The sequence below is a fragment of the Mesorhizobium mediterraneum genome, from assembly GCF_002284565.1.
Lineage (GTDB): Bacteria > Pseudomonadota > Alphaproteobacteria > Rhizobiales > Rhizobiaceae > Mesorhizobium > Mesorhizobium mediterraneum.
This window is the reverse complement of the sequence record NZ_NPKI01000026.1, coordinates 86,310-112,984: the sequence shown is the minus strand read 5'-3', so window position 1 is coordinate 112,984 and position 26,675 is coordinate 86,310. Positions and strand designations below refer to the sequence as shown.

The 26,675-nt window shown below is 60.2% G+C and carries 24 protein-coding genes; 11 read left to right on the top strand and 13 right to left on the bottom strand.

The genetic code is table 11. The features are described from left to right. Nucleotides 1–27: 27 nt before the first annotated feature. The 4 genes from CIT25_RS20445 to CIT25_RS20430 are packed head-to-tail and all read right to left on the bottom strand — an operon-like array spanning nucleotide 28 to nucleotide 3,598. On the bottom strand, nucleotides 28–729 hold the full coding sequence (locus CIT25_RS20445; RefSeq protein ID WP_095486324.1) for an ABC transporter ATP-binding protein: 702 nt from the start codon (nucleotides 727–729) through the stop codon (nucleotides 28–30). Continuing rightward, nucleotides 722–1,507 carry an ABC transporter ATP-binding protein gene (locus CIT25_RS20440; RefSeq protein ID WP_245329921.1) on the bottom strand — a complete coding sequence of 262 codons (786 nt, stop codon included), beginning with the start codon at nucleotides 1,505–1,507 and terminating at the stop codon, nucleotides 722–724. Before CIT25_RS20440 ends, CIT25_RS20445 begins: the two co-directional genes overlap by 8 nt. Continuing rightward, a complete protein-coding gene (locus CIT25_RS20435; RefSeq protein WP_095486323.1) occupies nucleotides 1,504–2,679 on the bottom strand; it encodes a branched-chain amino acid ABC transporter permease in 1,176 nt (391 codons plus the stop codon). Before CIT25_RS20435 ends, CIT25_RS20440 begins: the two co-directional genes overlap by 4 nt. A gap of 1 nt (nucleotide 2,680) precedes the next feature. Then, nucleotides 2,681–3,598: a branched-chain amino acid ABC transporter permease gene (locus tag CIT25_RS20430; RefSeq protein WP_095486589.1), complete on the bottom strand. Its 918-nt coding sequence runs from the start codon at nucleotides 3,596–3,598 to the stop codon at nucleotides 2,681–2,683. Between the two features lie 191 nt (nucleotides 3,599–3,789). On the opposite strand from CIT25_RS20430, the gene CIT25_RS20425 reads away from it, so the two are divergent. The 6 genes from CIT25_RS20425 to CIT25_RS20400 all read left to right on the top strand — a co-directional run bounded on the left by CIT25_RS20425 (nucleotide 3,790) and on the right by CIT25_RS20400 (nucleotide 10,591). After that, a complete protein-coding gene (locus tag CIT25_RS20425) occupies nucleotides 3,790–4,920 on the top strand; it encodes a branched-chain amino acid ABC transporter substrate-binding protein (RefSeq protein WP_095486322.1) in 1,131 nt (376 codons plus the stop codon). A 92-nt stretch (nucleotides 4,921–5,012) separates the two neighbouring features. After that, complete coding sequence (locus tag CIT25_RS20420; RefSeq protein WP_095486321.1) at nucleotides 5,013–6,107, top strand: ABC transporter ATP-binding protein; 1,095 nt, start codon at nucleotides 5,013–5,015, stop codon at nucleotides 6,105–6,107. Next, nucleotides 6,104–7,003: an ABC transporter permease gene (locus CIT25_RS20415; protein ID WP_095486320.1), complete on the top strand. Its 900-nt coding sequence runs from the start codon at nucleotides 6,104–6,106 to the stop codon at nucleotides 7,001–7,003. The genes CIT25_RS20420 and CIT25_RS20415 overlap by 4 nt, the downstream gene beginning before the upstream one ends. Then, complete coding sequence (locus CIT25_RS20410; protein ID WP_095486319.1) at nucleotides 7,000–7,788, top strand: ABC transporter permease; 789 nt, start codon at nucleotides 7,000–7,002, stop codon at nucleotides 7,786–7,788. The genes CIT25_RS20415 and CIT25_RS20410 overlap by 4 nt, the downstream gene beginning before the upstream one ends. Before the next feature lie 103 nt (nucleotides 7,789–7,891). Beyond that, nucleotides 7,892–8,929 carry an extracellular solute-binding protein gene (locus tag CIT25_RS20405; protein WP_095486318.1) on the top strand — a complete coding sequence of 346 codons (1,038 nt, stop codon included), beginning with the start codon at nucleotides 7,892–7,894 and terminating at the stop codon, nucleotides 8,927–8,929. A gap of 60 nt (nucleotides 8,930–8,989) precedes the next feature. Then, nucleotides 8,990–10,591: a GMC family oxidoreductase gene (locus CIT25_RS20400; protein ID WP_095486317.1), complete on the top strand. Its 1,602-nt coding sequence runs from the start codon at nucleotides 8,990–8,992 to the stop codon at nucleotides 10,589–10,591. Between the two features lie 472 nt (nucleotides 10,592–11,063). Here CIT25_RS20400 and CIT25_RS38525 read toward each other — a convergent pair whose 3' ends face one another. From CIT25_RS38525 to CIT25_RS20370, 7 genes are all read right to left on the bottom strand, one after another. After that, nucleotides 11,064–11,183: an FAD-linked oxidase C-terminal domain-containing protein gene (locus CIT25_RS38525; protein ID WP_127204030.1), complete on the bottom strand. Its 120-nt coding sequence runs from the start codon at nucleotides 11,181–11,183 to the stop codon at nucleotides 11,064–11,066. Between the two features lie 119 nt (nucleotides 11,184–11,302). Continuing rightward, nucleotides 11,303–13,660: a beta-glucosidase family protein gene (locus CIT25_RS20395; protein ID WP_095486316.1), complete on the bottom strand. Its 2,358-nt coding sequence runs from the start codon at nucleotides 13,658–13,660 to the stop codon at nucleotides 11,303–11,305. 81 nt (nucleotides 13,661–13,741) lie between these two features. Continuing rightward, nucleotides 13,742–14,812, bottom strand: coding sequence for an ABC transporter ATP-binding protein (locus tag CIT25_RS20390; RefSeq protein WP_095486315.1), 1,071 nt, complete (start codon nucleotides 14,810–14,812; stop codon nucleotides 13,742–13,744). Between the two features lie 2 nt (nucleotides 14,813–14,814). Beyond that, a complete protein-coding gene (locus CIT25_RS20385; protein ID WP_095486314.1) occupies nucleotides 14,815–15,699 on the bottom strand; it encodes a carbohydrate ABC transporter permease in 885 nt (294 codons plus the stop codon). Beyond that, nucleotides 15,696–16,571, bottom strand: a complete 876-nt coding sequence (locus CIT25_RS20380; RefSeq protein ID WP_095486313.1) for a carbohydrate ABC transporter permease — start codon at nucleotides 16,569–16,571, stop codon at nucleotides 15,696–15,698. Before CIT25_RS20380 ends, CIT25_RS20385 begins: the two co-directional genes overlap by 4 nt. Nucleotides 16,572–16,669: 98 nt before the next feature. Next, complete coding sequence (locus tag CIT25_RS20375) at nucleotides 16,670–17,905, bottom strand: ABC transporter substrate-binding protein (protein WP_158302611.1); 1,236 nt, start codon at nucleotides 17,903–17,905, stop codon at nucleotides 16,670–16,672. An 86-nt stretch (nucleotides 17,906–17,991) separates the two neighbouring features. Continuing rightward, a complete protein-coding gene (locus CIT25_RS20370; RefSeq protein WP_095486588.1) occupies nucleotides 17,992–20,358 on the bottom strand; it encodes a beta-glucosidase family protein in 2,367 nt (788 codons plus the stop codon). Between the two features lie 159 nt (nucleotides 20,359–20,517). Between CIT25_RS20370 and CIT25_RS20365 the strand changes: the two genes are divergently transcribed. After that, the gene (locus CIT25_RS20365) at nucleotides 20,518–21,594 is read left to right on the top strand and encodes an AraC family transcriptional regulator (RefSeq protein ID WP_164897492.1); all 1,077 of its coding nucleotides are present in this window, start codon (nucleotides 20,518–20,520) and stop codon (nucleotides 21,592–21,594) included. Nucleotides 21,595–21,803: 209 nt separating this feature from the next. Here CIT25_RS20365 and CIT25_RS20360 read toward each other — a convergent pair whose 3' ends face one another. After that, complete coding sequence (locus tag CIT25_RS20360; RefSeq protein ID WP_245329938.1) at nucleotides 21,804–22,322, bottom strand: transglutaminase-like cysteine peptidase; 519 nt, start codon at nucleotides 22,320–22,322, stop codon at nucleotides 21,804–21,806. A gap of 153 nt (nucleotides 22,323–22,475) precedes the next feature. Next, nucleotides 22,476–22,607: a hypothetical protein gene (locus CIT25_RS38125; protein ID WP_280953378.1), complete on the bottom strand. Its 132-nt coding sequence runs from the start codon at nucleotides 22,605–22,607 to the stop codon at nucleotides 22,476–22,478. Between the two features lie 332 nt (nucleotides 22,608–22,939). Between CIT25_RS38125 and CIT25_RS36375 the strand changes: the two genes are divergently transcribed. The 4 genes from CIT25_RS36375 (at nucleotide 22,940) to CIT25_RS20340 (ending at nucleotide 26,663) form a co-directional block, all read left to right on the top strand. After that, entirely contained in the window at nucleotides 22,940–23,179 is a 240-nt protein-coding gene (locus CIT25_RS36375) for a hypothetical protein (protein WP_126103104.1), read from the top strand. Between the two features lie 306 nt (nucleotides 23,180–23,485). Next, the gene (locus tag CIT25_RS20350) at nucleotides 23,486–24,259 is read left to right on the top strand and encodes an SDR family NAD(P)-dependent oxidoreductase (protein ID WP_095486308.1); all 774 of its coding nucleotides are present in this window, start codon (nucleotides 23,486–23,488) and stop codon (nucleotides 24,257–24,259) included. 116 nt (nucleotides 24,260–24,375) lie between these two features. Next, nucleotides 24,376–25,521, top strand: a complete 1,146-nt coding sequence (locus CIT25_RS20345; RefSeq protein ID WP_245329919.1) for an ABC transporter ATP-binding protein — start codon at nucleotides 24,376–24,378, stop codon at nucleotides 25,519–25,521. A 35-nt stretch (nucleotides 25,522–25,556) separates the two neighbouring features. Next, nucleotides 25,557–26,663 carry an ABC transporter substrate-binding protein gene (locus tag CIT25_RS20340; protein ID WP_245329918.1) on the top strand — a complete coding sequence of 369 codons (1,107 nt, stop codon included), beginning with the start codon at nucleotides 25,557–25,559 and terminating at the stop codon, nucleotides 26,661–26,663. Nucleotides 26,664–26,675: the final 12 nt, after the last annotated feature.

Here is a 26,675-nt window from a genome sequence, read left to right as displayed (position 1 = left end):
TTGAGACGGACGAAAGGACGGCGGGATTCAGAGATAAAGGCTTCTGGCCGCCTTGGACGAGAGCAGCTCCTTTGCCGGTCCTTCCTGGGCGACTTTGCCCTTGACCAGGACATAGCCGCGATCGGCGATGCCCAGCCCCATTTCCGCGTTCTGTTCGATCAACAGGATGGTCGTGCCGCGGCGATGGATCTCCCGGGTGATCTCGAAATACTCGCCGATGAGCTTGGGCGACAAGCCGAGCGACGGTTCGTCCATGATCACCAGCCTGGGTTCGCCGATCAGCGCGCGCGCCAGCGCGACCATCGCCTGTTCGCCGCCGGACAGAGTGCCGGCCACCTGGCGCAAACGCTCCTGGATGCGCGGAAACAGGTTACCCATTTTGTCCAGTTGCGCCTCGAAATTGGACCCCCGGCCGGACACCGCGTCGTAGCCCAGACGCAGGTTCTCGATCACGCTCAGGCTGGGAAACAGCCGGCGCCCTTCCGGAACAAGGCCGACACCGAGCGACGCCAGGTTTTCCGTCCCAAGCGTCGCCATGTCCCTGCCCATCACCTCGACCTTGCCGCGCTGGGCGCGCACAACGCCGCACACGGTCATGAAGGTTGTCGTCTTGCCGGCGCCGTTCGGCCCGAGCAGGCAGACCAGTTCGCCGGGATGCACGCTCATCGCCACGCCGCGCAGCATCGGCACCGCCCCGTAGCTGGTATCGACACCCTTCAGCTCAAGCATCGGCGACCGCCTTCCCGAGATAGGCCTCCTGGACGCGCGGATCGGCGCGCACCGCCGCAAAGTCGCCTTCGGCGATCTTGCTGCCATAGTCGATACAGGTGACGTGCTGCGGGAAAGCCTCGACCACCCGCATGTCGTGCTCGATCAGGATCACCGACAGCTCGGGGTTTTCCGCGCGCAACCGCACGATGTCGGCCACCAATGCGTCGGTTTCCGTATCGTCCATGCCGACCGACGGCTCGTCGAGCAGCAAAAGCTTGGGCTGCGAGGCCAGCGCGCGGGCGATCTCCAGCCGGCGCCGGTCGGCCTGCGCTAGCGTTCCCGCTGGCCGATAACGCTGTTCGAACAGACCGCCGGATCCGAGCTTGAGCAGGATTTCGGCCTTTTCCACGCAGGCCGCCATCTCGCGGCGCGACGCGCCCGGCCGGAACAGCGCATCCAGCACGCCGGTCTTCGTGCGGGTGTGCATCCCGATGATGACGTTGTCGAGGACGCTGAGGTCCGAGAACAGCCGCGACGACTGAAATGTGCGGGCGATGCCACGATCGACGACTTCATAGGACGGGCGGCTGGTGATCTCGGCGCCGTTGAACGTCACCCGGCCGGAGGTCGGCCGGTAGACGCCAGTCACGACGTTGAACAGCGTCGACTTGCCGGCGCCATTCGGGCCGATGACGGCGAGCACCGCGCCCTTGTCGATCGAAAGGCTGACATCGTTGAGCGCGACCAACCCGCCGAAGCGCATCGTCAAATTCTCGACTTTGAGAAGCGCGCTCACAGATCGCCCCCGTATCGCCGCATGCGTTGCGGGAACAACCCCTGCGGCCGGATCATCAGGAAGCCGATGATGACGACGCCGAAGAACAGCAGGCGGTAGTCGGCGAAGGCGCGCAGTTTCTCGGGCAGGATGGTCAGCATGAACGCACCGACGATGACGCCGAAAATGTTGTCCATGCCGCCGACGATGACCATGGTCATGATGGTGACGGAGACGAGGAAGGTGAAATTGTCGGGGGAAATGTAGGACACGTAGAAGGCGTAGATCGTGCCGGCAAAGGCGGCCAGGAAGGCATCGACCGCGAACGCCAACACCTTGAACCACGCCACATTGATGCCTTGCGCCTTGGCGGCGATCTCGTCGGCGCGCAGTGCGTTCCAGGCCAGCCCGATGCGCGAGCCATGCAACCGATGCGCCGTGACGATGGCGACGACGACCAGCGCCGCCGCCAGATAATAGAAGTTCGCCTGGCTCGGCAGCTTCCAACCGAAGATCACCAGCGGGTCGGCGAAGGAATGCCCGAACAGGCTGGGCGCAGGAATGCCGACCAGTCCGTTGGGCCCGCCGGTCCAGCTGAAGTTGTTCAGCAACTGCTGGACCACGACGCCAAAGGCGATGGTGACCAGCGCCAGATAGGTGTCACGCGTGCGCATCGAAGGAATGCCGATGATGAAACCGAACAGTGTTGCAGCCAGCGCCGCGACCGGCAGTGTCAGCCAGAAACTGATACCGAAGTTGATCGCCAGCAACGCCGACACATAGGCCCCGATGCCGTAGGAAGCGCCGGTGGCGAAGTTCGGAATGTTGGCACTGCCGAGCTGGAAATTGAGCGCCAGCGCGAGCACGGCATAGAGCTGGGCGACAATCAGCAGATGCAGCATATAGGTATTCGAGCCGACGACGAATGGAAAAGCCACAACGATGACCGCCGCGGTAGCCATCGCCACAAGGGGAGCACGGGCAAAGCTGGCCAACGCGTAGTCGCCGATCCACGGCAGCCTCTCCAACAGGTAGAAGCCGAAGCCGAGCAAAGCCAGCAGGCCGACCACCTGCCAGCCGCCGTCAACCTTCAAAATGAGGTAGAGAAACGCTGCCCCGCAAAGTTGCGAGGCGATGGCGAAGACTGCGGCCGCCGCCTTGCCCGGCGCAGCAAGTGAAGCGCTACCCTGCATGCTAGACTTTCTCCATGACGGTGCGCCCAAGCAGGCCGGCCGGGCGGAAGATGAGCACGGCGATGACGAGCAGGAAGACGAACACCAATCGATAGGAAGCACCATCGGGCACAAATGTCTGCGCAAGCACCTCGATGCCAGCGATGATCAGTCCGCCCAGTATGGCGCCCGGCATCGAGCCGAGGCCGCCGATTACCGCAGCGGAAAAGCCGAGCAGGCCGGCCATGACACCGAAGTCGAACCGTGTCACGCCGGCATAGCTCGCGAACAAAAGGCCGGCAGTGGCGCCGATCGCTGAGGCGATGAAGAAAGTTGCACGAAAGACGCGTGCATCACGGATGCCCATCATCCGCGCCACGATCCGGTCCTCCGAGGCCGCCCGGATGCGCAGGCCGAGCGGGGTCAAGCGCAGGAAGACGAACAGCATGACCACCAACGCGACGGTCAGCACAACCACGAGCAGCGCGAACCAGCTGATGGCAACGCCGGAGACTTCGAAAGCCATGCCCGACACCAGGCGCGGGAAGGCATGCGGGTTTGATCCCTGTGGATAGAGATGACGGATCAGTTCGCGGATGACGATACCCAGTGCCACCGTCGCCACCAGCGCCATCATGGCAGGGGCGTCGCGAAAGCGCCTGATAACCAGCTTGTCCAGCAAGACGCCTATCAATCCGACGGCGAACATGGCTGCCGGAACCGAAATCACCAGCCAAGCGGGGCTCGAGGCCCCAACTGCCGTCGCTAACGCCTGGGCGAGCGCCAGCGAGATGAACGGCGCCGTCGTTGCGACGTCGCCGTGAGAGAAATGAATGACGTTGAGGACACCGAAGATCAGGCTGAATCCTATAGCCAGCAAGGCATAGATGCAGCCAAGGGTTATCCAGTTCACCAGCTGCTGGACAAGCAGTTCCGTCATCGTGCTCGCCTCCATCGGGAGCAGACGGGTATCAACCGCCATGCCGTGCGGACAGAACGAATCTCCGAACTCACGAGTCACAATTTCCGAATTTCATCACCGAATACGCGCCAATACACTGATGATCAGCCGACGATCACGATCGGCCGGGTCGCTACGACGGCGGCAGATAATTCTATTGAGGTGGAACCATGCAAAACAGGCGCAGCGCGCTTATCCGCGTATCGTCAATTCTGGCTGGGTCTCTGTTCGCCATTGCACTGGGCGCCGCCCAGGCTCAGGCCGACCAGATCAAACTCGGCTTCATTGGACCGCTCTCCGGCGGAAACGCCCAGCAGGGTCTGGGCGCCCGCAACGGTTTCCTGCTCGCGATCGAGCAAGCCAATGCCAGCGGTTATCCGCACCAGGTGGAAGGCATCGTCCTCGATGATGCCTCCGATCCGGCCGTCGGCGTTTCAGCGGCCCAAAAGCTGGTCAACGATCCGTCGGTGATTGCCGCGACCGGACATTGGAACAGCTCGGTCGCGCTGGCGACGATCCCGGTCTTCAATCGCGCGCAGATGCCGTTCATCATTTGGGGCGCGGTCAGCCCGAAGATCACCGAGCAGAATTTCGCGAACGTGACCCGCGTGACGCCAACGCTGGTCAACGAAAACAAGCCGCTGGCCGAAGCCATTGCCAAACAAGGCAAGGTCAAGAAGATCGCGATCATCTCCGACACGACCGACTACGGCGCGGCCAACACCAAGTGGTTCGGCGATTTCTTCAAGGCTGCTGGCGGAGAGATCGTCTCGTCGGACGCAGCCGCGGTCGGCACCACCGATTTCCGTGCCATGCTGACCACGGCGAAGGCGGCGGCGCCTGATGCTGTCTACTTCGGTGGCGTTGTCACCGAAGCAGCGCTTGTGCGCAGCCAGATGGCCGACCTTGGAATAGGCAGTCTGCCCATGTACGGAATTTCGGGCATATACGATCCGAAGTTCATCGAGATCGCAGCCGCAGCCGCCGAGGGCACGATTGCGGGAACCCCGGCCGTACAGTCGAACCCGAAGCTCGACGAATTCAGTAAGGCCTATGAAACCAAGGGCTACACCGATCCTGCCGGTTCCTACGCCAAATATGCCTATGAGGCCACGCAGATGCTGCTCGATGTCATCAAGGAAAAGGGCATCGACGACAAGGAGGCCCTGAGCAAAGCCATTCGTGACATCCATCACAACGGCATTCTGGGAGAAGTCTCGTTCGACGCGAACGGACAAACAAACATGGCCATCGACGTCGACATGTTCGTCGTCCGCAACGGCAAATGGGAGAAGATGTAGCCTCTGATCGACGCCGCGCCCACCCTTGGTGGCGCGGCGTTGAAAATCCTTCATCGCCCGAGTTCGCAAAGACTTACCGGAGCGCCCAGACCATGAATGACGAGGCCTGCCTGCGCGCACCTCGAAAGGCTGTCGAGATCAAGGGCGTGTCCAAGGTATTCGGCACCTATCAGGCGTTGAAGCCCGTTTCCTTCGACATCTACGACAATGAGTTCTTTACGCTGCTTGGCCCGAGCGGCTGCGGCAAGACCACGCTGTTGCGCATGATCGCCGGCTTCGAGCAGCCAACGACGGGGAAAATTTTCCTGCACGGATCAAATATACAGGGACTGCCGCCGCATAAGCGGCGGGTCAACACCGTGTTCCAGAGCTACGCCCTGTTTCCGCACATGAGCGTTGAACAGAACATCGGCTTCGGGCTTGAAAACCTGGGTTGGTCAAAGGACCGCCGCGATGCGCGCGTCGCTGACATGCTTCGTCTGGTCCATATGGAGGCATTTGCCGGGCGCAAGCCGCAGCAATTGTCGGGCGGCCAGCGCCAGCGCGTCGCGCTCGCCCGCGCATTGGCGCCCGAACCGGAAGTCCTTTTGCTCGACGAACCCCTCTCGGCACTCGACCTGAAGCTACGCCAGGCTATGCGCGACGAGCTGCGCATCCTGCAGCGCAAGACCGGTATCACCTTCGTCTTCGTCACCCATGACCAGGAAGAAGCTCTCGACCTGTCGGATCGCATCTGCGTTCTCGGCGATGGCGAAATCCAGCAGCTTGGCACGCCTGCCGCGATCTACGAGGAGCCGTCAAACCGCTTCGTCGCCGACTTCATCGGCGAGACCAATTTCCTCGACGCCGAGGTGATTGCCGTCGACGGCGAGCAGGCGACCGTGACAACGCAGCTCGGCATGACCTTGACGGCTTCTCACAAGAAAGCAGTCGCCGGCCAGAAGGCCTTCATGTCGATACGCCCGGAGAAAATCAGCCTGCCTGCCCAGGACAACCCGATAGCTGTCGATGGCACGATCATGGGCACCAATTATCTCGGCGGCTACACATACTATCTCGTTGAAACGGGCGGCATCAGGCTGCGCATTTCCAAGCGCAACAGTGTCAGCCGCGGCCAGATGTTCGAGATCGGGCAGTCGGTGAAAGTCGGCTTTGCCGCCGAATCCGTGCGGATCCTCGGTGCATGACGCGGCATATCAAGAGCCCGGGCTGGAACGTGCTGGGGCTTTTGCCGACGCATCTGATCATGTTCCTCACATTGATCATACCGGTCGGCATCATCGTTCTCGTCTCGTTCTCTACCCGTGGACCGTATGGTGGTTTCGAATATGTTTTCACCACCGCACCCTACAAGCAGATACTGTTCAATGAAGGCTGGGCGGGCGAGCTCGAATTTAATCCACAATATCTGATCGTCGTTGCGAGAACTCTCCTGCTTTCGGCCGGGACGACGCTGATCTGCTTGGTCCTCAGCTTCCCGGTCGCCCATTTCATCTCGTTGCAAAAGCCGTCGCTCAAGGTCGCTCTGATCTATCTCGTAACCTTGCCGTTCTGGGTCTCGATGATCGTGCGCGTCTACTCCTGGATCATCATTCTCGGCAATGAAGGCGTGATCGAAAAGACGTTGCGCGCGCTCGGGTTGATCGATGATATGGACAGTTTGCTGTTCGGTGACACCGCCATGCTGATCGGCCTCGTTTACAGCTACATCCCGCTGATGATTTTGCCGATTTTCGCCTCCATCGAGAAACTCGACCCGGCGCTTATCGAGGCATCGCACGATCTTTACGGAAGCCGCCTCATCACGCTACACCGTGTCATCCTGCCTCTCTGTCAGCCGGGAATGCTGGCTGGCGCTATTCTGGTCTTCGTTCCGTGCCTCGGCGCAGTGCTGGAGCCGACGCTGCTCGGCGGCGGCAAGTCGATGATGATGGGAAATCTGATCCAACTGCAATTCGGCGCGGCGCGCAATTGGCCGTTGGGCGCTGCCATATCCATCGTTCTGATGACGGCAGTTCTGATATTCCTTGTTGCCAGAGGATTGCGGGCCGTACGGAGGGAAACGACGGAGCTCGCACTATGACAAACGGTTCCGATGTCAGGCGCTACCCCGGTTTCGGGCTCTTCAGCCTGCTTTTCTTCGTCTATCTCTATCTGCCCATATCGGTGGTGGTATTCTACTCGTTCAACGCCAATCGCATCGTTTCCAATTGGGGCGGTTTTTCGCTTCATTGGTATACGGCGGCGCTATCCAACTCAGCGCTGGTTTCCGCCGTGAAGGTGTCACTCATCGTCGCCGTCATCGCTACCACGATCTCGACAATCGTGGCTCTAATGGCCGCATTGGTAATCGTGCGCGGAAGGGACGTTCGTTTCCGCGGCCTTTCCGAGACAGTCGTCAATCTGCCTCTGCTGCTGCCGGAAATTGTCGTTGCCGTTGCCACGCTGATCCTGTTTTCCCAGATCGGCCTCGCGAATGGCATCGTAAAGCTGATCATCGCGCATACGACTTTCTGCATCCCGTTCGCATTCCTGCCCATACGTGCCCGCCTGCAGGGCATGGATGCTGATCTGGAAGAAGCCGCGCGCGATCTTTACGCGTCGGCATGGATCGCTTTCCGACGCGTAACTCTGCCGCTCATTCTACCGGGAGTGCTCAGCGGCGCGATGCTTGCGTTCGTCATCTCGATGGACGATTTCATCACCAGCAATCTCTTGAATTCCGGCGGCGCGACCACTCTGCCCGTTTACGTCTTCTCGCTGATCAAGCAAGGCGTGTCGCCGCAGCTCAACGCAATATCGACATTGATAATGCTGGCCTCTATCGCGCTGGCGACGGTCGCTTTTCTGCTGCAGCGGCAGAGATAGCGAAGCAAGTTTTTACCTAACCACCACATCGGCGAATTCAAATTTATTGCTGGCGCATGTGGGCTATCGTTGCCTTGGAGAACAAGAAATTAAGGGGAACGACATGTTCAAAAATCCGCGTGTCACATCACTCGTCGTCGCCAGCGCGCTAGGACTGGCCTTCAGCGTCTCGGCTCATGCTGAAGGCAAGCTTTCGATCTACGCTTGGGCCGACTCCATCGCTCCGGACGTCGTCGCAAAATTCGAAAAGGAAACGGGTATCGACGTCACCGTCGATGCATTCTCGTCTAATGAGGATCTGCTGACGAAGCTCCAGGCAGGCTCCTCCGGCTACGACATCGTGACGCCCTCGCAGCATTTCGTGAAGATCATGATCGACAGCGGACTGCTCGAGGACATTGGCGCCAGCTCCATGGCTGCCTACCAGCAAATCCTGCCGGAATGGCAGAAGCCATGGTGGGATCCGACCGGCAATCATTCGATCCCGCTTGCCTTCGGCAACGCCGGCTACACCGTCAACCGCGACGTCTACAAGGGTCCGGTCGATAGTTGGAAGACCTATTTTGAGCCGCCGGTCGAACTGCGAGGTAAAATCGCCAGCCTTGCGCAACCTGACGAAGTCGTTTCGGCTGCGCAGAACTATCTCGGCATCAAATATTGCAGCGAAGATCCTCAGGAAATGAAGCGCGTTCTGGATCTCTTGCAAGCGCAGAAGCCTTACGTCGCTGCCTACTCCAGCGACAATATTGAGAACCGGATCGGTGGCGGCGAGGTTGGCGCCCACTTCTGGTGGGACGGCAATACCATGCGCGTTCGCCGCAACGACAAGGCCAACGTTGAGTACGCGATGCCTAAGGAAGGCCTGGTCGGCTGGCTGGATTCCTATGTCGTGCCGAAGGGTGCGGCCAATATCGACAATGCCAAGAAGTTCATCGACTTTATGGCTGAGATCGACAACGCGACGGACGAGTATAATTATTACGGCCATTCCTCCCCGGTGAAGATCGACGAGACGAAAGCGCTCTACTCCAAGGAAAACGCTCCCGAGCTTTTCCCAACCGTTCCGGTGAAAATGGGCGAAGCGTGTTCGCCTGCAGCCCAGGAACTTGTCACGAAAGTCTGGACGCAACTCCTCCAGTAAGGTCGGCGGGCCGGTTACCAAGATTTCCGGCCCGTTCCATTTTCTTTGAAGGCGCGGTGAATGTCGGCCGATACTTATGATTATGTCGTGGTTGGCGCAGGTTCGGCAGGCTGCGTCCTCGCCAATCGCCTGAGCGCGAACCCATCCGTGCGGGTCTGCCTCGTCGAGGGCGGCGGAAGCGACAACAGCGTGCGGGTGAGAGTGCCGGCGGGAATCCTCTCGCTCTACGGCAATCCGAATTATGACTATTGCTTTGTCGGCGTGCCTCAGCCGCACCTCGATAACCGCAGGATTCCGGTCAATCGTGGCAAGGCGCTGGGCGGTTCGAGCTCGATCAACTCGATGGTCTATATCAGGGGCGCCGCCCAAGATTATGACGAGTGGTCGCGGCTCGGCTGCACAGGTTGGGCGTATAGCGACGTGCTTCCCGTCTTCAAGAAGCTCGAGCGCAATCTGCTTGGCCAAAACCCCCAGTACCACGGCACAAGCGGAGAGCTGCTGGTCGACAGCCCACGCGATCCGAACGTGCTTTCAAAGATGTTCGTCAAAGCCGGGAACAATTCAGGCCTCCCTGTCAACAACGATTTCAATGCCGAAAGCCAGTTCGGCCTCGGGATATACAATGTCACGCAAGATCGCGGTCAGCGCTTCAGCAGTTTCACCGCTTTCGTGCGCCCGGTGCTCGATCGCAAAAATCTCACCGTTCTGAGCGAATGCGAGGTTATCGACCTCAAAATAACGGAGGCGCGTGCAGCGGGCGTAAGGGTGCGGCACCAGGGCGAGCAGAAGACGCTATCTGCTAACCGCGAGATCGTGCTCTCGGCCGGCGCGATCAACTCACCGAAGATTTTGCTAGCTTCCGGGATCGGCCCGGCGGCCGAGCTCCGAGAGATCGGCATAGATCCGATCCTTAATCTGGCGGGAGTGGGCAAGAACCTGCAGGACCATGTGGACGGCATGATCACAGTCCGCTCCTCAAGCACCAAGACGCTGGGCCTGTCGCTGCTGAATCTCCCCCGCATGTTAGCAGCGCCTTTTCAGTATTTCGTCGGCCGAAAGGGCATGCTCAGCACGAACTATGTCGAGGCCGGCGGCTTTGCCAAGACGAAGTACGCAGATGGCATTCCCGACATTCAGTTCCACTTTGTGCCCGGCTATCGCAGCCATCGCGGCAGACTGCTGGAGTATGGGCATGGGTACGCAATTCACACCTGCGTCCTTAGGCCCAAAAGCGTTGGCGAACTCAAATTGTCCGGCCATGCATCGAGCCGGGATGTCTTGATCGATCACCGGTTCTTCTCCGACGAGGAGGACGCCAAGGTGCTGGTCGAAGGCATCAAGATTGCGCGTCAAATCTTTGCCGCACCCGAGTTCGACGAGATCAGAGGCAGGGAGATGCTGCCGGGCAAGGATGTGCGTAGCGACGACGAAATCCTGGCCTATCTGCGCGCCGAAGCGCTGACCGTTTATCACCCAGTGGGAACCTGCAAGATGGGGACGGATGCGATGGCTGTCGTCGATCCGGCAACGCTCAAGGTGCGCGGCATCGCAGGCTTGCGGGTCGCGGATGCGTCTGTCATGCCGAAGTTGATCGGCGGCAACACCAATGCGCCCAGTATGATGATCGGACAGAGAGCTTCAGACATGATCTTGGGCCAGTAAACGCCGCTTTTGGTCTCGGCGTTAGAAAATACACGCATCGGACTTGGCGCCTGCCGCGCCGCGCAGGTGCTAGCGTGCGCACAATGCGTGGTCCCCATGCTGAACGGCAAAGCTGCCGACAGTAGTTGCGTATCTTGTTCTGGGGGGTGGTAAGAGTCAGAATTAGCGCGTATTAATAAGTTAGGGTTAACAAAGGCTTTCTCGGTGATGCTGTTTCAAATCACCTCTATCGCAGTCGAACTCGCGGTCTCCTACGTCACGATTGCACTCACCTATCTGGCGGCTGTGTACGCGATTTGCTCCCGCTACGGGTGAGCGCGGCCCACCAGACGCGGCAGAGGGTCCCGTTGCAACGCTGCCGGGAATCGTGCCGTCGAGCGGAATCGGCACAAATATCAGCCGGACACTAAAGCGCGTCGCGTTTGAACGGATTCATGCGACGCGCTTTAAGTTCTTGTTTTTATGCATGTCGTTATCGCAAAACCGCTGCGCACTTTTGCGCGACATGCATTAGGCAGCCAGGATTCATGATGCCCAGCGGATCGAAGGCGGCCTTGATCGCCGCAACAGCCTTCCGCTCTTCCGGCGCCAGCCATTCCCAGTAGACCGCACGTCCGCCCGACTCCGACGATCCACCTTTTCAGCGGCGCACTGACCAATAGAGATCAAAGACGATTGGGTCGTTGCGGCAGGGGAGCACCCGTGCAGAGCTTACGCGGCTTGATAGTCCCGCTCATCTGTCTCGCCATTGATCTCGCAGAGCAGTCTTTCGATGTCGGCTTTCGGAAAACTGCGGCGAAGCCGGCGGTCGAAGGTCGTGAATATGCCGAAAAAGGAATTGGCGCAGTGCTCCAGCATCGTATCCGCCTCCTGCGCTGAGATGCCGAGCTGGCCTTGCAGAAAGGCGACGAATTTTCGACGTGCGATCGGATTTCGAAGCACGAAGACCGGCTGTGTGTCCCATTCGATGGGCCGATGTTCCGAGATGGAAGAAATGGTTCGCAGAGGCGCCACCAGCCGGATATCCCTCGATGACGAACCGACCTCGATCCCGATCGTATCGCCATCGAGCGTCCAGTCTCCGCGCGCCGGGTCGAAGGCGCAGAGATCCTGCGCTGTCAACTCGATGCTGACCCTGCGGCTTTCGCCGGAGCGCAGAGCAACCTTGCAGAAGCCCTTCAGTTCGCGGATTGGCCGTTTGAGGCGGGGCTTGCCGTAACGGGCGTAGAGTTGGCAGATTTCCTTGCCTTCCACCGCTCCGGTGTTGGTAACGGTAAAGCTCGCGGAAACGCGTTCACCACGCCGGATTTCCGACCGGTCCAGCGAGAGATCGGAGTAGGCGAACTCGGTAAAACTCAATCCGAAGCCGAACGAAAAAAGCGGCTCGATGTCGCGGGCATCGTACCACCGATAGCCGACATGGATGCCTTCGCTGTAAAGGTGGCGCCCATTCTCGCCCGGATAGGTGAGATAGGCCGGCATGTCCTCCATTCGTTTCGGGAAGGTCGTGGTAAGCTTGCCGCACGGGTTAACCCGGCCGAACAGGATATCGGCGAGGCCGCCGCCCATGGCCTGACCGGAAAAGAAGGTTTCGACCACGGCCTGCACCTTGTCGATCCACGGCATGACAACGGCGTCGGGGCTGGCAATGACGACAACCAGATTTGGATTGGCGGCGGCAAGCCGTTCGATCAATTCGTCATGGCCGTGGGCGAGATCGAGCGTGCGGCGGTCGGAGCCCTCGCCGTCATAGCCGCTCTCGACATTGACGAACACGATCACGACGTCGGCCCCGGCGGCACCCGTCTCGGCTTCAACAATCAGCGTCTCGCGGTCCTCGGCGATCCCGCTCGTGCCCCGGAAGATTTCGATCTGGATATCGGCGCCGGCGAGTTTGCGGATTTCGTCCAACGGCACGTCCACCGAGGTCGGTGGCGTCGTGGCGCAGCCGGAGCCCTGGATAACGGGGGTGCGGGCTCCCTCGCCCACGATCGCAATACGCTTCACCTTCGCTGGCGAGATCGGCAGGAGTGCGCCCTCGTTTTTCAGCAGAACGATGGATTCGGCCGCCATCCGGCGGGCCAGCGAATGATGCTCGGCACGATCGAAAACCCGCCCCCGGGCTTCCCCGCGCTTGGCGCGCCGGATCAGACCGAGCATGCGTGCACAGGCCTTGTCGAGCACGGCGCGGTCTATCCTGCCCGCCTTGATCGCCTCCTGCAGGTCGGCCTTGCGCGTTTCGCTTTCCGGCATGTCGAGGTCGTTGCCGGCCGCCAGCGAGGCGGGTCGATCCTTGATGCCGTGCCAATCGGAGACAACCACGCCGTCATAACCCCACTCCCCTCGCAACACCTCGTCGAGGAGCCAAGGGTTCTCGGCAGCTTGGACGCCGTTCAAGCGATTGTAGGAACTCATGACAGTCCAGGGATTGCTTTTGGCGATCGCGCGCTCGAAGCCGCCGAAATATATTTCCCGCAGCGCGCGTTCCTCGACCACGGAATCCATGGTCGTTCGCTCGACTTCGGAATTGTTGCAGGCGAAATGCTTTAACGACGCGCCGACGCCGTTCTCCTGCAGACCGCCGATGACGCCCGCCGCGAAATCCCCTGTAAGGATCGGGTCTTCGGAATAATATTCGTAGGAACGGCCGCCGAGCGGGGTGCGACGGATATTGATCCCCGGTCCGAGCAGCAGATGAACGCCAAATTCCTGGCATTCGCGTGCGAGAGCCTCGCCCAACCCACGCGCAAGGTCTGTGTCCCACGAACAGGCGATGCTGCATCCGTTTGGAAAGCAGGTCGCGGGTCTGACCTGTCCCCAGGCAATCTGCACGTCATCGGCCTTCTGGTCGACGACGGAGAGAAACGCCGCGAAATCCTGGCCCCCGGCTTCATCCTGATCGATCTGCGGGATGGAGTAACGCACTCCGTAGGTGCCGTCGGTCATGACGATCTGCGGGATGCCCAGACGCTCGATCGCCGCCGTCTTCCACATGCGGTGGCCCGAAACAAGCGACACCTTCTCCGCATCCGTCATCTCTTCGATCAGCGCATCGAACGCGCCATCCATCAGCTTTTCATACGACAACCGAAGTCTCCATGGATGCCTCGGCGGCGTTTGTGCCGCCGGTTGATTGAGTTCTCGTGTTCCTCACAGCCGCCGTTCGGTCGACGCTGAAAAGAAGGAAGCCTTCGCCATGTCGAACCGAAGGCCGACCTCCTTGCGCATCGAGCGGGCGGCATCGACGCCGAGCCTGACGCTCATGCGTTTGCCCAGGCAGTCGAACCAGCCGAGGGCATCGGCGCCCAGAAGTTCGGTGAAGGCGAGCTTGGCGGGAATGCTGTCAGGCGAACCCGGCTCGACGACGTCGATGTCCTCGCACCGAATGCCGAGCACCGCCTCGCCCGCGGTTGACGGATCTTCGAAAGGATAGGCGGAAGAGCCGATGCTGCGCTGGCCGACCAGAAAGCGCCCCGCGCCGTCCAGGCTGCCCTCAAGAAGATTCATGGCAGGCGATCCCACGAAGCCGGCGACGAAGAGGCTTGCCGGCTTCTCGTAGATCGACTGCGGAGGAGCGAACTGCTCGACCCTGCCCTTGTGCATCACGGCCACGCGATCGGCCATTGTCATGGCTTCGATCTGGTCATGCGTCACATAGATCATGGTGGACTTCAGCGTCTCGTGCAGTTGCTTGAGCTCGACGCGCGTCTCGGCGCGCAGCTTGGCATCGAGGTTCGACAGCGGCTCATCGAAAAGGCAGATGCTGGATGAGCGCACGAGCGCTCGGCCGATCGCGACCCGCTGGCGCTGACCGCCTGACAACTGGCCCGGCTTGCGGTCGAGCAGCGCCTCGATTTGCAGGAGCTTCGCCACCCAGTCTACCTTTTGCACGATCGTCGGCTTGGGCGTGCCAGCGACTTCCATGCCGAAGGAGAGATTGCGCCGCACGGTCATGGCAGGGAAAAGCGCATAGGATTGAAACACCATCGCCAGTCCCCGCTGGCTTGGCTCCAGGCCGCTGACATCGACTGCGTCGATCACGATCTGGCCGGACTCGCAATCGTCAAGTCCGGCGATCACGTTGAGCAGGGTCGACTTTCCGCACCCCGAGGGACCTAAAATGACAATGAATTCGCCGGGAGCGATCTCCATGTCGACCGAATCCAGGACGGTCAGACCGGCGAAGGATTTCCTGATTTTCCGGATGGATACACTGGACATGGCTAACCCTTCACAGCACCGGCGGCGATGCCGCGCACGAAATAGCGGCCGGAGAGGAAATAGACGATGAGCGTCGGAATGGCGGTGATGACCGCGGCGGCCATGTTGACATTGGGCGAGGCCGAACCCCGAGCATTGTTGACGATGTTGGTGAGCTGAACCGTCATCGGCAAATTGTCGTTGCCGGCGAAGATCAGCCCGAGCAGATAGTCGTTCCATATGCCGGTGAATTGCAGGATCGCCACGACGACCAGGATGTTGGTCGACAGCGGAAGAATGACGGACCGGAACGTCCTGAGAAAACTGGCGCCTTCCATGCGCGCGGCCCGGCTGATCTCCTCCGGCACGCCAACGTAGAAATTTCGGAACAGCAGCGTCGTATAAGGCAAGCCGTAGACGACATGGACAAGAATGATACCGCTATAGGTGCGGAACAGACTGAGGCTGCTCAGGATCTTCACCGTCGGATAGAGCATCGCCTGATAGGGGATGAATAGGCCGACCATGACGAGAAGCATGATCAGGTTGGCGTGGCGTGACTTCCACTGCGCCAGCGCATAGCCGTTGAGCGCGCCTGCCAGCGTCGAGATCACGACGGCTGGAACGGTGATCTTGATCGAGTTCCACAGGCCTGGGCGCACCCCGCCGCATTCGAGCCCGGTGCAAGCACTTTTCCATGCCGTCAGCCACGCATCGAAAGTCGGCTTGACGGGGAGAGCGAGAAGATTGCCCTGGCGGATTTCCTCCATCGGCTTCAGCGAGTTGCTGATCACCAGCAGCAGCGGCAGGAGAAAGAAGGCGGCCGAAGCGAAGAGAAACGCATAGAGACCGAGACGCGCCGCGCGTGGGCCGAACACGGAGCGTTCGCCAGGAAGGCTTCGCGTCACGTGCGCCTCCTGAACTCACTGTAGAAATAAGGTGCCAACAGCAAGAGCGAGAGGACCAGCATCGCGATCGAGGCGGCGGAAGCCAGGCCGAGATTGACCCGTGCGAAATAATAGTCGACAGCGAACTTCGCCGGCATTTCCGTGGCAATGCCGGGCCCTCCCTTGGTCATGGCGATGACAAGGTCGTAGCCGCGAATAACGTCCGACATCAAAAGCACGACGCAGGAAGCCACGACCGGCCGCATACCGGGAAAAATGACTTGCAGATAGGCGCGCCAGAGGGGAATGCCCTCCATGCGGATCGCCTTCCAGAGGTCTTCGTCCACACCGCGCAAGCCGGCGAGAATGATGACCATGATCAACCCGGCCGAATGCCAGATGCCGGCAATCACCAGCGTGTAGATCGCCCGGTCGGGATCGGTGAGCCAGTCGAAGGTGAAATTCTCCCAACCCATGCCGCGCACAAGCCCCTGCAAGCCGTTCACAGGGTCGAGCACCCAACGCCAGGAAAGACCGGTGACGATCAGCGATACGGCGAGCGGATAGAGGAATATGGTTCGAAACAGCGACTCGGCCCTGATGCGGCGGTCGGCGAAAACGGCAAGCAGCGTGCCGAAGGCGAGCGTGCCAACGATGTAGAGCACGCCGAAAATCACCATGTTCAGGCAAGACACCAGCCAGCGGTGGTTCGTGAAGAGCTTGATATATTGGTCGAAGCCCACGAAATTGTAATTGGGCATCAGCGTCGACCGCGTCAGGGACATGTAGCCGGTCCAGACGATCGATCCGTAGAAAAACACCGCCACGATGCCGAAGAAGAAGACGACCGTCATGTCCGGCCTGAACGTCTGCCGATGCAACCAGGTTCTCATGAAACCGCTTTCAGGATCATAGGTGCGTCATGCCGAGCGACCCGCGAGTGCAAGGGTTGGCAACCAGCCAGCGATGCCGCCAGCCGGTTGCGTGATTCTTACTCGCTCTGCAGAATGTTGCTAAAGCTCTCGACGGCCGCTTGCGTGGTCATGGACTTGTCGGTCCAAAACTGCCCGGCCAGATCCGTCACCTGGCCGTTAAGGTCGCCTGCGAGCGCATCATAGGCTGCCTGGACCGCGGCGCCCGGCGTGGCAAGCGCCTTGGATCCGATTTGCGCGCAGGTGTCGAGCTTGGACGTATCCACATCCGTCCGCGACGGGACAGAGCCTTTGACCTCGGCGATCGTTTCCTGGACAGCGGGCTCCATGATCGAGTCCGCGAGCAGCGTCTGGCCCTTGATTCGGTCGTCGTCGGTGTTCACCGGGAATGCAAAGACATCGATCAGGATCGCGTATCCTGGCTTTTCAGCCGGCGTCAGGAAGCACCCGAAGTCCTTACCCGCGACTTTGCCGGCAGCGAGGAACTCGCCCCGTGCCCAGTCGCCCATGAACTGGAAACCGGCCTTGTCCGTCACGACGAGGTTCGTCGTGTCGTTCCAGGAGCGGCCGGGGCTCGCCGGATCCGCATAGGTCGATACCTTGCGAAAGATATCGAAAGCCTGGGTCAGGACAGGCGATTTGAGCGCCTCGGGGGATCGCTTGACGATCAATTCATTCCAGTACTCGGGACCGCCGAGAGCGAGAAACACGCTGTAGAGGATGCCGACTTGCTGCCAGGGTTCGCCGCCGGTGGCGATGCCAATGCCGCCCGACGCCTTGATCTTGTCGGCGGCCGCAAAAAGCTCGTCGAAGGTCTTCGGTTCGCTGATTTTGAGTTTCTCCAGAACGGGCTTGGAATACCAGACCCAGTTCTGCGCATGCACCCCGACGGGCAAGGCAACGAGGTGGCCGTCGACATTGAGCTTGTCCCACACAATCGGCGCCATCACCTTTTGCCAGCCGCCCTTGGCGGCGAGGTCGTCGAAATCTCGAAGCTGACCGGAGCTGGCCAGGTCGCGCAGCGCCGAGCTTGGCGTCATCAGGATCGCCGATGGCGGCTGGCCGCCGGCAATCCGGCTGGTTGCCGCCGCAAGCGCTGCGTCGAAATCGGCCGACGGGCTATCGATCCATTTTCCGCCGCGCTCCTTGAAGCTGTCGGCGATCGTGTTCATCGCCTTGGATTCACTCGAGCTCGTCCAGTAGTGCTGCACGTCGACGGTCTGAGCGAGCGCGGGACTTAAGGCCGCGAACGTGCCGAGGATGGTCATTGTGGACAACAGGTAGCGAAATTTCATGGCAGTTCCCCTTGGTTGGCATTGATTGCACGGTCTCTGTTCCCGAGACGCTCGGTCCGGCATCGCGCAAGGCGGCGCCCGGGTGTCTATGCAGCCTTGATGAGCGTCATCCCCATCTCCTTGTTGAGGCTGTCGAGGAATGCGGCCATTTCGGCCTTGGAGATTGTCTCGCCCGCGACCCAGGCGACGGTCTTGTGGATTCCGAGGAAGGAGCCGGCGCAGTATTCGAGCATCTTGTCGGCTTCCTGATCGCTGAGATCGAGCCGCTGCTTGAGGAAGGCACGGAAGCGCTGGCGGGCGAATTCGTGCTCGAAGACCAGGAAGGGCTGGCTTTCGACATTGAGGACGGTGGAGGCCAGTGCCGCGGCTTCGACCTCGACCGTCCGCTCCAGACGGATGTCGCGAGAGGACGCGCCGACCTCGAAGGTCAGGCTGCCGGCATCGAGCAGCCACCGGCGATACTGCGGGTCATAATACCGCAAATCGCGGCTCTCGATCTTGATCTCGACGCGCTTGGTTTCGCCCGGCTCGAGAGAGACTTTCGCGAAGCCCTTGAGTTCACGGATCGGGCGGATCAGCCGCGGTTGGTGCGGGCGCGCATAAACCTGCGCGATTTCCTTGCCGGCCACACTGCCGGTATTGGTGATATCGAACGCCAGCGTGATCGTGCTCGACGCATCGATCCGATCGGCATCGACCGACAGGTTGGAATATTCGAAGCTGGTGTAGCTCAGCCCGAAACCGAAAGGAAACAGCGGCGTGAGCTTGCGCTTGTCGTAGAAGCGATAGCCGACGTGGATGCCCTCCGAATAAATGTGGCGATTGCCCTCGCCGGGATAGGTGAGGTAGCCCGGTATGTCCTCGACCTGGACGGGGAATGTCACGGTCAGCTTGCCGCTCGGATTCTGGCTGCCGAACAGAACATCGGCGATCGCGCTGCCAGCACCTTGCCCGCCGAAGAAAGCCACAAGCACGGCTGCAACATGATCGGCCCAGGGCATGACCACGGCGTCCGGCGTCGCGAGAATGACCACGACTTTACTTTTACGTGCGGATAGTCGCTCGATCAGGGCGTCCTGGCCGTCATGCAGATTGAGATGCTTGCGGTCAGAGCCCTCGCCGTCATAACCGACCTCGGTGTTGGCGAAAAACAGGACAGCGTCGGCGGCGTCGACCGCCGCAAGCGCCACCGCCTCGGAGCTGCCACCGGCCTCGAAATCCGCGACCGTGTGATAGTCGATGTCCACGCCGGGTGCGCGTTTGCGGATTTCCTCCAGCGGGATGTCGACCTCGGTCGGCCTCGTCGTGGCGCAACCAGAACCCTGGATGACCGGTTCCACGGCGGCGGCTCCAACGACCGTGATCCTTTTGAGCTTCTCGGGGAGCAAGGGAAGGCTGGCGTTCTCGTTTTTCAGGAGCACGATCGACTCGGCCGCCATGCGCCGGGACAAGGCATGATGCTTTTGGAAGTCGGCCTCGGCATTCGGCTTCACACCGTTTCGGGCCAGACGCACAAGCTTCAAGATGCGCAGGCACGAGCGATCAAGCGTCTCCATTGACACCTGGCCGTCTTCGACCGCTGTCAGAAGTTCCTGCTTGCGGGAGCCGCTTTCGGGCATGTCGAGGTCGTTGCCCGCATTCATCGAAGCAGGCCGGTCCTTGATGCCGTGCCAGTCGGACACCACGACGCCATCATATCCCCACTCGTCGCGCAGCACTTCGGTCAGCAGCCAGTGATCTTCGGCGGTTTGAACATCGTTGAGCCGGTTATAGGAGCTCATGACGGTCCAGGGATCGCTCTTGCGGATCGCCCGTTCGAAGCCGGCGAGATAGATCTCCCGCAGGGCGCGTTCCTCGACGACCGAGCTCATCGTCGTGCGCTGGACCTCGGAATTGTTGCACGCGAAATGCTTGAGCGAGGCCCCCACCCCGTTGCGCTGAAGGCCGCTGATGACCGCGGCGGCAATATCACCCGTCAGCAGAGGATCCTCTGCGTAATATTCATAGCTTCGCCCTGCCAGCGGCGTACGCCGGATATTGACACCTGGGCCGAGCAATATGTTGACGCCGAACGCCTGGCATTCGGCAGCGAGCGCTTCGCCAAGTTCATATGCGAGATCGAGATCCCACGAACAGGCCAACGACGAACCATTCGGAAAGCATGTTGCTGGACGGGTGGAGCCGAATGCACTGTCGACCCCTGTCGAGAGATCGGTGTTGACGACACTCAGGAATGAGGCGAGCTGGTTGTCTGCGTCATGCGCTCCGTCGATCTGTTCGATCGAATAGCGAACACCGTATGTGCCATCCGTCATCAGCAGTTCGGGAATGTTAAGACGGTAGTTGGCGACCGTCCGCCAGAGGCCGTGGCCGCTGACCATCGCGACCTTTTCCTCGATGCTCATCTGCGTCAGCAGACCGGCCAGCTCCTTGTCGGAAATATTCCAGGTCATCGTCATTCCATATGCTGTTGCGGACGCGCGCCGGTCATCCCTGGTGGTTCGCCTCACCATTGCGGCATCGCCGCTGCGCCAAGAGATGATCTATTGATGACACGAGGCCACGGCTCTCTTCTAGCCGCGAAACTTGCGCTGGAACTACGACAGTTTTTGATGTCTAGTAAGCAGGTTGGCCTGGGAACCATGATGAATATCGCTTATCTCAAAACCGACGGCGAACTGCAAATCCGCGACAGTAGCTTCGAGGATCATGCGCCTGCGGAGGATTTTCACTGCCGTGCCTTCATGCATGGCCGTGCCAATGTGCCCTATCATTGGCATCGTGAAATGGAGATACTTTTCGTGCTGCGAGGCAGCTTCCGCCTAGTCGTTGACGAGCAGGCTTGCGAGATGAAGCAGGATGATGTGATCATCATAAATAGCGACGTCCCGCACAATTCGACTTCGATTTCGCGCGATGCTCTGATCTGCGGCGCGCATCTCGATGTTGGATATTTCGAGCGCATGGGCCTGCCCGGTTTTGCATCCCGGCATTACCTTTGCCGCTCCTTCCTCCATAGCCGTCCGTTCATGAATCGGATCGCTCCGATAAAGGCTTTCATGGCCCGGCTGATCCTTGATCAGACGAGTCGCCCCGAGGAGGTCATAGTTCGGCAGACTGTTGCCAATCTTCTTGCCTGTTTCATCTATCGGCAGATCCCGCATCTGAAAGCAGATAGCGATGCAGCGCCCCTGCGGTCCGACAGTCGAGACCGAATCCTGAGGATTATGGGTGCAGTCGAAGGGCAATTAGACAATCAGCGACTGAGTGCGATTGCCGCGGCTGAGGGACTGACGCTGAGCCACCTTTCCCGCCTGTTCAAGCGCCATTTGGGCATTGGTTACCGCGACTATTGCCAAAGCCTGCGCTTGGACACCGCAGCGGACGAACTCCACCGGACAGATCATACTGTTGGTGTGATCATGGAGCGAAACGGTTTCGGCAATCCTGCTGTGTTCTACAATAAGTTCAGGGGCCGTTTCGGGTGCAGCCCCGCAGAGTTTCGACGCGCGCGCCATCTGCCGGGGGTACAAAGCGTACTCACGGAAGAAGATACCGTGGAGGCACAAAGGATTCTCCTCCGCTATGCAGCCGATCTTGGCAAGGCCGCCGAAATTGCGGTTGGCATCAATGTAGCGGGACGCAAACAAATCGCGCTTCGTGCGCCACATAGTGCAAGTTTGGATTGAATTCCCATCTCCGCTTGTACGAGTTGTGGCATGAGGTCTGCGCCGGTCGACTGCAGCGCCCATCGCCTGAAACCCGAGCCATGCTAGCGAGCGGAGGCCGTCTAGGCCTGTCACGCAAATCGCGTTTCACACGACCTCTGTCCAACTCTGCTATTCTCGGACATGGCATGGGAGGTGCCAAAGTGTAGTCCAGGCGCGATTCTCGAGGCTTAGTCGACTGCCCCGACCAGAACATCGGGGTGTTCAAGTATCGCAACCCAGCGCCCTGTGTCTGTGGACGATTGCCTTTTTAGAAATCTATATCCAGTTTCCGACCAAAGCTTCACCTCGTCGTTGAGGTTGTCGAGCACATAGTCGCCTTTGTCGGTCTTGACCGTCAGCACTGCGTGCCCCTCGCCGTCCTTCTTTTTGACGACAGTGATCAGAAGGTTCGAGAGCGATACGCCCGCCAAATTGAGCATCTGGCGCTTAAGCAGGACGTAGTCCTCGCAGTCGCCGACCGCGCTGTCAGGATAGGACCAGAATTCCATCGTTCCGTGAACGGCAAGATCACTCACGGGCCTGATCGATCTGTTCACAAGCTTGGTGACGGACGCGAGCTTGTCTTCCATTCCTCTGCTCATAAGGATTGGCGGAGCCTTGCCTGATCGTATTCTGCATTCTGCGGCCTGCCTTCGGCAGAATTCGATATAGCCGACCGGGACGGAAGTCCGTTGCCCGATGGCCATGGCACCATGCACCGCATCGGCCGAAGCTTGCTCGATCGGCGTCGCGGACATCATCAAGCCTATCAGTAGGCCGGCACACAGCCATGCCCGCGGTAACACTAATCCCATTCGCCCCGCCCAAAGTAACGACCCGAAACACTATTTAATATTGCGTTACCATCTTTTCATGAGCACATCAACGCAGCCGACGCGCGGCTTAAAGCCGCGATCGCGAGCCACCAGCGGCCTGACGCTGGGCACCGCGCGGCCGTCGCTGGAGAACTTCCACAGCCACTGGAAGGTCATGACCTTCGCCTGTTGTCGCATGGCCGCATCGGCGAAGTTCGGTCATAGGCGGCCCAAACGCGGACAAGCGACCGAATAAAAATTGTAGCCAAATTTGTCGAAGCGACGGAAATCCGGGGAGCCACGAGGCTCTCGCATACATTCGGTTACATTTCGATGGAGCTCGGGCAAACCTCTGCGACAGGCGTAGCGTAAATTCAATCGTGAGCAGGAAGTCTCGTCATGGTGACGAGACAGAAAGCCGACCGCGGTTTCGCAAGCAGGAGTCAATACGGCACCGCGCGCGAGGCGCCGATTGGCAAGTCTGCTCATTCTAAGAAAGGAAAAATACGATGAACAAGCTTGTAACAGTCTTGGCCCTCCTCGCCTTGTCGACAGGGGTCTCTCTCGCTGCCAATCAAAACCCAGACCGCGACCCGACCCGCGGGTTCGCCACTGATGCCGACAAAAGCGAAATGACCTTGGATACCAATCATGCCGCTTCCTTGCCCGTATCCGAAGCACCCCCGAAAGAAGGACAAACGCAACTCGGCAAGGTCCATGGGAAGCGTGCACCATGGGCGGGCCGCTAACATACTGAACTTGCCCGATGCAAAATTGTCCAATCACCCTCCATGCAACGAGGGTGGTTGGACAGGCGGCGCTAGAAAATCGTACCGCCAAGGAAGACTGGCTTCTCCCCTGCAGGACGGTCGGTTGATTGCTGCCGACCCGTAGATTCCCTCCACGCTCCGTAGGTCCTGGCAAGGGAAGATCCAGCGCCGCGCCATTTTGGTGGCGACCGCCCCCGGGCAATAGCGCAAGATGTATAGACAACCGGCCGCAACTGGTGTTCGTTTCCCGCATGCAATTTTCGAGAATGCAGGAACCGTGACGCCATGGACGCCGCTCGCTTATTCGACCTGACGGGAAAAAAGGCACTGGTGACGGGCGCCAGCCGCGGCATCGGCCAGGCTATTGCGGAGGCGCTCTGTGCGGCTGGTGCCGACGTCGCGGTGACCGCCCGCGACGAAACATCCCTTCGTGAGACGGCGGACCGAATTGGCGCACTCGGGCGACGGTCGCTTTGCCGGTCTCTCGACGTGCTCGACACAGATCGCATCCGCGTGGCGGTCGACGAGGTCGCGGAAGTCTTTGGCGGGCTCGACATTCTGGTCAACAACGCCGGCTATGAGCAAGTCCAGCCCTCGCTCGACGTAGACGAGGCGGTGTGGGATCGCATCGTATCGACCAACCTGAAGGGCGCCTTCTTCTGCGCGCAGGCTGCGGCGCGACGGATGGCTGCCGGCAAGAGCGGCGGCGCGATCATCAATCTTTGCTCGCTGACCTCCTATGTCGGTATTCCGACCGCGGTGCCTTACGGCTCATCCAAATCTGGCCTTCTAGGCATGACGCGCGCGCTTGCCACGGAATGGGCATCGCTCGGTATTCGCGTCAATGCCATCGCTCCGGGTTATTTCCATACGGCGATGACTGATGTCTTCTATGAGGATCCCGATTGGCAGACGGCAATGCTGGCCAAGATCCCGCAGCGGCGCTTCGGCACGATGCAGGATCTGGCCGGAGCCGTTGTGTTCCTGGCGAGCGGGGCATCCGCCTATGTCACCGGGCATTGCATTCCCGTCGACGGAGGCTATCTCGCATCCATCTGAACGATATAAGTGCGGTGCAACAAGGACCGTGTAGACCCGACTTGTATATGGTTGTATATACCACCTAATACGCTGATCGTTCTTGCATGCGACCGGCGACAAAAAGGGGAACCACAATGCAGGAGGCTTTCCGAACCGTAGCTTCACGCGAAGCAGAAGGCGGCAGGGAAATCGCAGTTGCGGTCCGCAACGTCGGGATGGACTTCGATGGAGTTCATGCCGTCAAGAATGCGTCCTTCGATCTGCCGAAGGGCCGGTTCCTCACCATTCTGGGACCTTCGGGGTCCGGCAAGACAACCCTCCTGCGAATGATCGCCGGGTTCCAGACCCCGAGCAGCGGCGAGATCTTCATCAATGGCGAAGCAGTAAGCGCAGTGCCACCGCACAAGCGGTCGATCGGCATGGTCTTTCAGAGACTTGCGTTGTTTCCACATATGACGGCGGCCGAGAATGTCGCCTTCCCGCTGAAGATGCGTCGGCGCGACGCACGCACCATTCCCGAACGCGTCGAGCGATATCTCGCGCTGGTCCGGCTCGGGGGCTATGGCGGCAGGCGCATTCACGAGCTTTCCGGCGGGCAGCAGCAGCGCGTCGCGATCGCGCGCGCGCTGGTGTTCGAGCCCGACCTGCTGCTTCTCGACGAGCCGTTGGCTGCGCTCGACCGCAAGCTGCGCGAGGAAATGCAGCTCGAATTCCGCCGCATCCAGCGCGAGCTCGGCGTCACCACGATCAACGTCACCCACGACCAGCGCGAGGCGCTGGTCGTTTCCGACGACATTGTCGTCATGGATCAGGGCGAGATCCAGCAGAAAGCGCAGCCGATCCACACCTACCGCCAGCCCCGCAACGCCTTCGTCGCCAATTTCATCGGCGTCACCAACTTCATTGCCGGTACGGTACGGGCCGTCTCGGAAGGCGGCGACGTCTCCATCCTTCGGGGTGATCTGACGCTTGCCGGAAAGATCGGCGATCCGGCCAATCCACCCGCGGAGGGCGACAAGGCGTCGGGAGCGATCCGCGCCGAACAGATCCGTCTCGCCAGCGATGCTGCCCAGCTGTCGAAGCTCGATTGCGTGCTGGCCGGGACTGTCACCGACACGATCTTCGAAGGCGAGCGCATGGTCTACGAGATAGCCTGCGCCGCGATCGGCGACGAGGTCATGCGCGTTTTCGACCATGATCCCGCCGCGCACATGCAGTTCGAAATAGGCGAAAGCGTGTTCCTGGGGTGGAATGCCAGGGATATGCTTGTTTTTCGATAGAACCGGAAACCGGTCAAACCCAGAGGAGAATGCAGATGAAGCGCTTCAAGCCGACATTATCCCATCTTTCCCGCAGAACCTTCCTTCAGGTCACCGCCGCGCTTGGCGGCGCCTCAGCGCTCGGCCTGCGCGGTGCTTATGCGCAGGAGCCGGAAAAGCCGGCGGAGATCATCGTGCGCGCCTGGGGCGGCAGTTGGGTGGACAGCCTGAAGGCCGGCGTGTCCGACAGCTTCACCAAAATGACGGGCATTGCCGTCCGTCACGACCTGACCGAAGACAACGAGATTCAGCCCAAGGTCTGGGCCGCCGTGGCGCAGAACCGAGTCCCGCCGATCCATATCAACTGGGACACCACCACCAATGCCACGAAGTCGGCATTGCGCGGTGTGACGGAAGACCTCTCAGACCTGCCGAACCTCGCCAATGTGACGGACCTTGCCAAGCCGGCCGGCCTGGAAGGCTTCCCGATCGTCAATACCTACGGCTATGTCTATGTGCTTGCCTATCGGCCGGAGGCGTTCCCGGACGGACCGCCGAAATCCTGGAAAGATCTGCTCGACCCGAAGTTCAAGGGCCGGCTTGCCTTCTACAATGACGGCATCGGCTTCCATTTCCCCGCCCAGGTCGCCGGTGGTGGCAAGCTGGAGGACATCCCCGGCAATATGCAGCCGGCTTGGGATTTCATCACCAAGATGAAGGCGCAGCAACCGCTGCTCGGCGAGGATCCCGACTTCACCACCTGGTTCCAGAACGGCGAGATCGACGCTGCCTGCACCATTTCGACCAATGCCCGGGAGGCCCGCAAGAATGGAGTGAAAATCGAATGGGTCGTGCCGGAGGAGGGTGCGAAATTCGACACGGACGGTTTGTGGATTCCCAAGGGCCTGCCGGAAAACGAACTCTACTGGGCCAAGCAGTACATCAACCATGCGCTGACCAAGGAAGCGCAGCAGGTCTGGCTGGATGGCCTCGGCTTGCCGGGCGTGGTGCCGGGCCTCACACCGCCGAAGGATCTGGTGGGCGATCCGTCCTATCCGACCACCGAAGCGGATTTCAAGCGCCTCATCCGCGTCTCGTCGAAGATCCAGGTCGAGAATGAGAGCGAGTGGTTTTCCAAGTTCAAGGCAATCATGCAGGGTTGACACCGGGTCGGC

Excerpts from the sequence above, each read along its gene's own strand:
- CIT25_RS20445 (WP_095486324.1), bottom strand. The coding sequence starts at position 729 with ATGCTTGAGCTGAAGGGTGTCGATACCAGCTACGGGGCGGTGCCGATG.
- CIT25_RS20435 (WP_095486323.1), bottom strand. The coding sequence starts at position 2,679 with ATGCAGGGTAGCGCTTCACTTGCTGCGCCGGGCAAGGCGGCGGCCGCA.
- CIT25_RS20430 (WP_095486589.1), bottom strand. The coding sequence starts at position 3,598 with ATGACGGAACTGCTTGTCCAGCAGCTGGTGAACTGGATAACCCTTGGC.
- CIT25_RS20425 (WP_095486322.1), top strand. The coding sequence starts at position 3,790 with ATGCAAAACAGGCGCAGCGCGCTTATCCGCGTATCGTCAATTCTGGCT.
- CIT25_RS20420 (WP_095486321.1), top strand. The coding sequence starts at position 5,013 with ATGAATGACGAGGCCTGCCTGCGCGCACCTCGAAAGGCTGTCGAGATC.
- CIT25_RS20415 (WP_095486320.1), top strand. The coding sequence starts at position 6,104 with ATGACGCGGCATATCAAGAGCCCGGGCTGGAACGTGCTGGGGCTTTTG.
- CIT25_RS20410 (WP_095486319.1), top strand. The coding sequence starts at position 7,000 with ATGACAAACGGTTCCGATGTCAGGCGCTACCCCGGTTTCGGGCTCTTC.
- CIT25_RS20405 (WP_095486318.1), top strand. The coding sequence starts at position 7,892 with ATGTTCAAAAATCCGCGTGTCACATCACTCGTCGTCGCCAGCGCGCTA.
- CIT25_RS20400 (WP_095486317.1), top strand. The coding sequence starts at position 8,990 with ATGTCGGCCGATACTTATGATTATGTCGTGGTTGGCGCAGGTTCGGCA.
- CIT25_RS20395 (WP_095486316.1), bottom strand. The coding sequence starts at position 13,660 with ATGGATGGCGCGTTCGATGCGCTGATCGAAGAGATGACGGATGCGGAG.
- CIT25_RS20390 (WP_095486315.1), bottom strand. The coding sequence starts at position 14,812 with ATGTCCAGTGTATCCATCCGGAAAATCAGGAAATCCTTCGCCGGTCTG.
- CIT25_RS20380 (WP_095486313.1), bottom strand. The coding sequence starts at position 16,571 with ATGAGAACCTGGTTGCATCGGCAGACGTTCAGGCCGGACATGACGGTC.
- CIT25_RS20375 (WP_158302611.1), bottom strand. The coding sequence starts at position 17,905 with ATGAAATTTCGCTACCTGTTGTCCACAATGACCATCCTCGGCACGTTC.
- CIT25_RS20370 (WP_095486588.1), bottom strand. The coding sequence starts at position 20,358 with ATGACCTGGAATATTTCCGACAAGGAGCTGGCCGGTCTGCTGACGCAG.
- CIT25_RS20365 (WP_164897492.1), top strand. The coding sequence starts at position 20,518 with ATGTCTAGTAAGCAGGTTGGCCTGGGAACCATGATGAATATCGCTTAT.
- CIT25_RS20360 (WP_245329938.1), bottom strand. The coding sequence starts at position 22,322 with ATGGCCATCGGGCAACGGACTTCCGTCCCGGTCGGCTATATCGAATTC.
- CIT25_RS38125 (WP_280953378.1), bottom strand. The coding sequence starts at position 22,607 with ATGACCTTCCAGTGGCTGTGGAAGTTCTCCAGCGACGGCCGCGCGGTG.
- CIT25_RS36375 (WP_126103104.1), top strand. The coding sequence starts at position 22,940 with ATGAACAAGCTTGTAACAGTCTTGGCCCTCCTCGCCTTGTCGACAGGG.
- CIT25_RS20350 (WP_095486308.1), top strand. The coding sequence starts at position 23,486 with ATGGACGCCGCTCGCTTATTCGACCTGACGGGAAAAAAGGCACTGGTG.
- CIT25_RS20345 (WP_245329919.1), top strand. The coding sequence starts at position 24,376 with ATGCAGGAGGCTTTCCGAACCGTAGCTTCACGCGAAGCAGAAGGCGGC.
- CIT25_RS20340 (WP_245329918.1), top strand. The coding sequence starts at position 25,557 with ATGAAGCGCTTCAAGCCGACATTATCCCATCTTTCCCGCAGAACCTTC.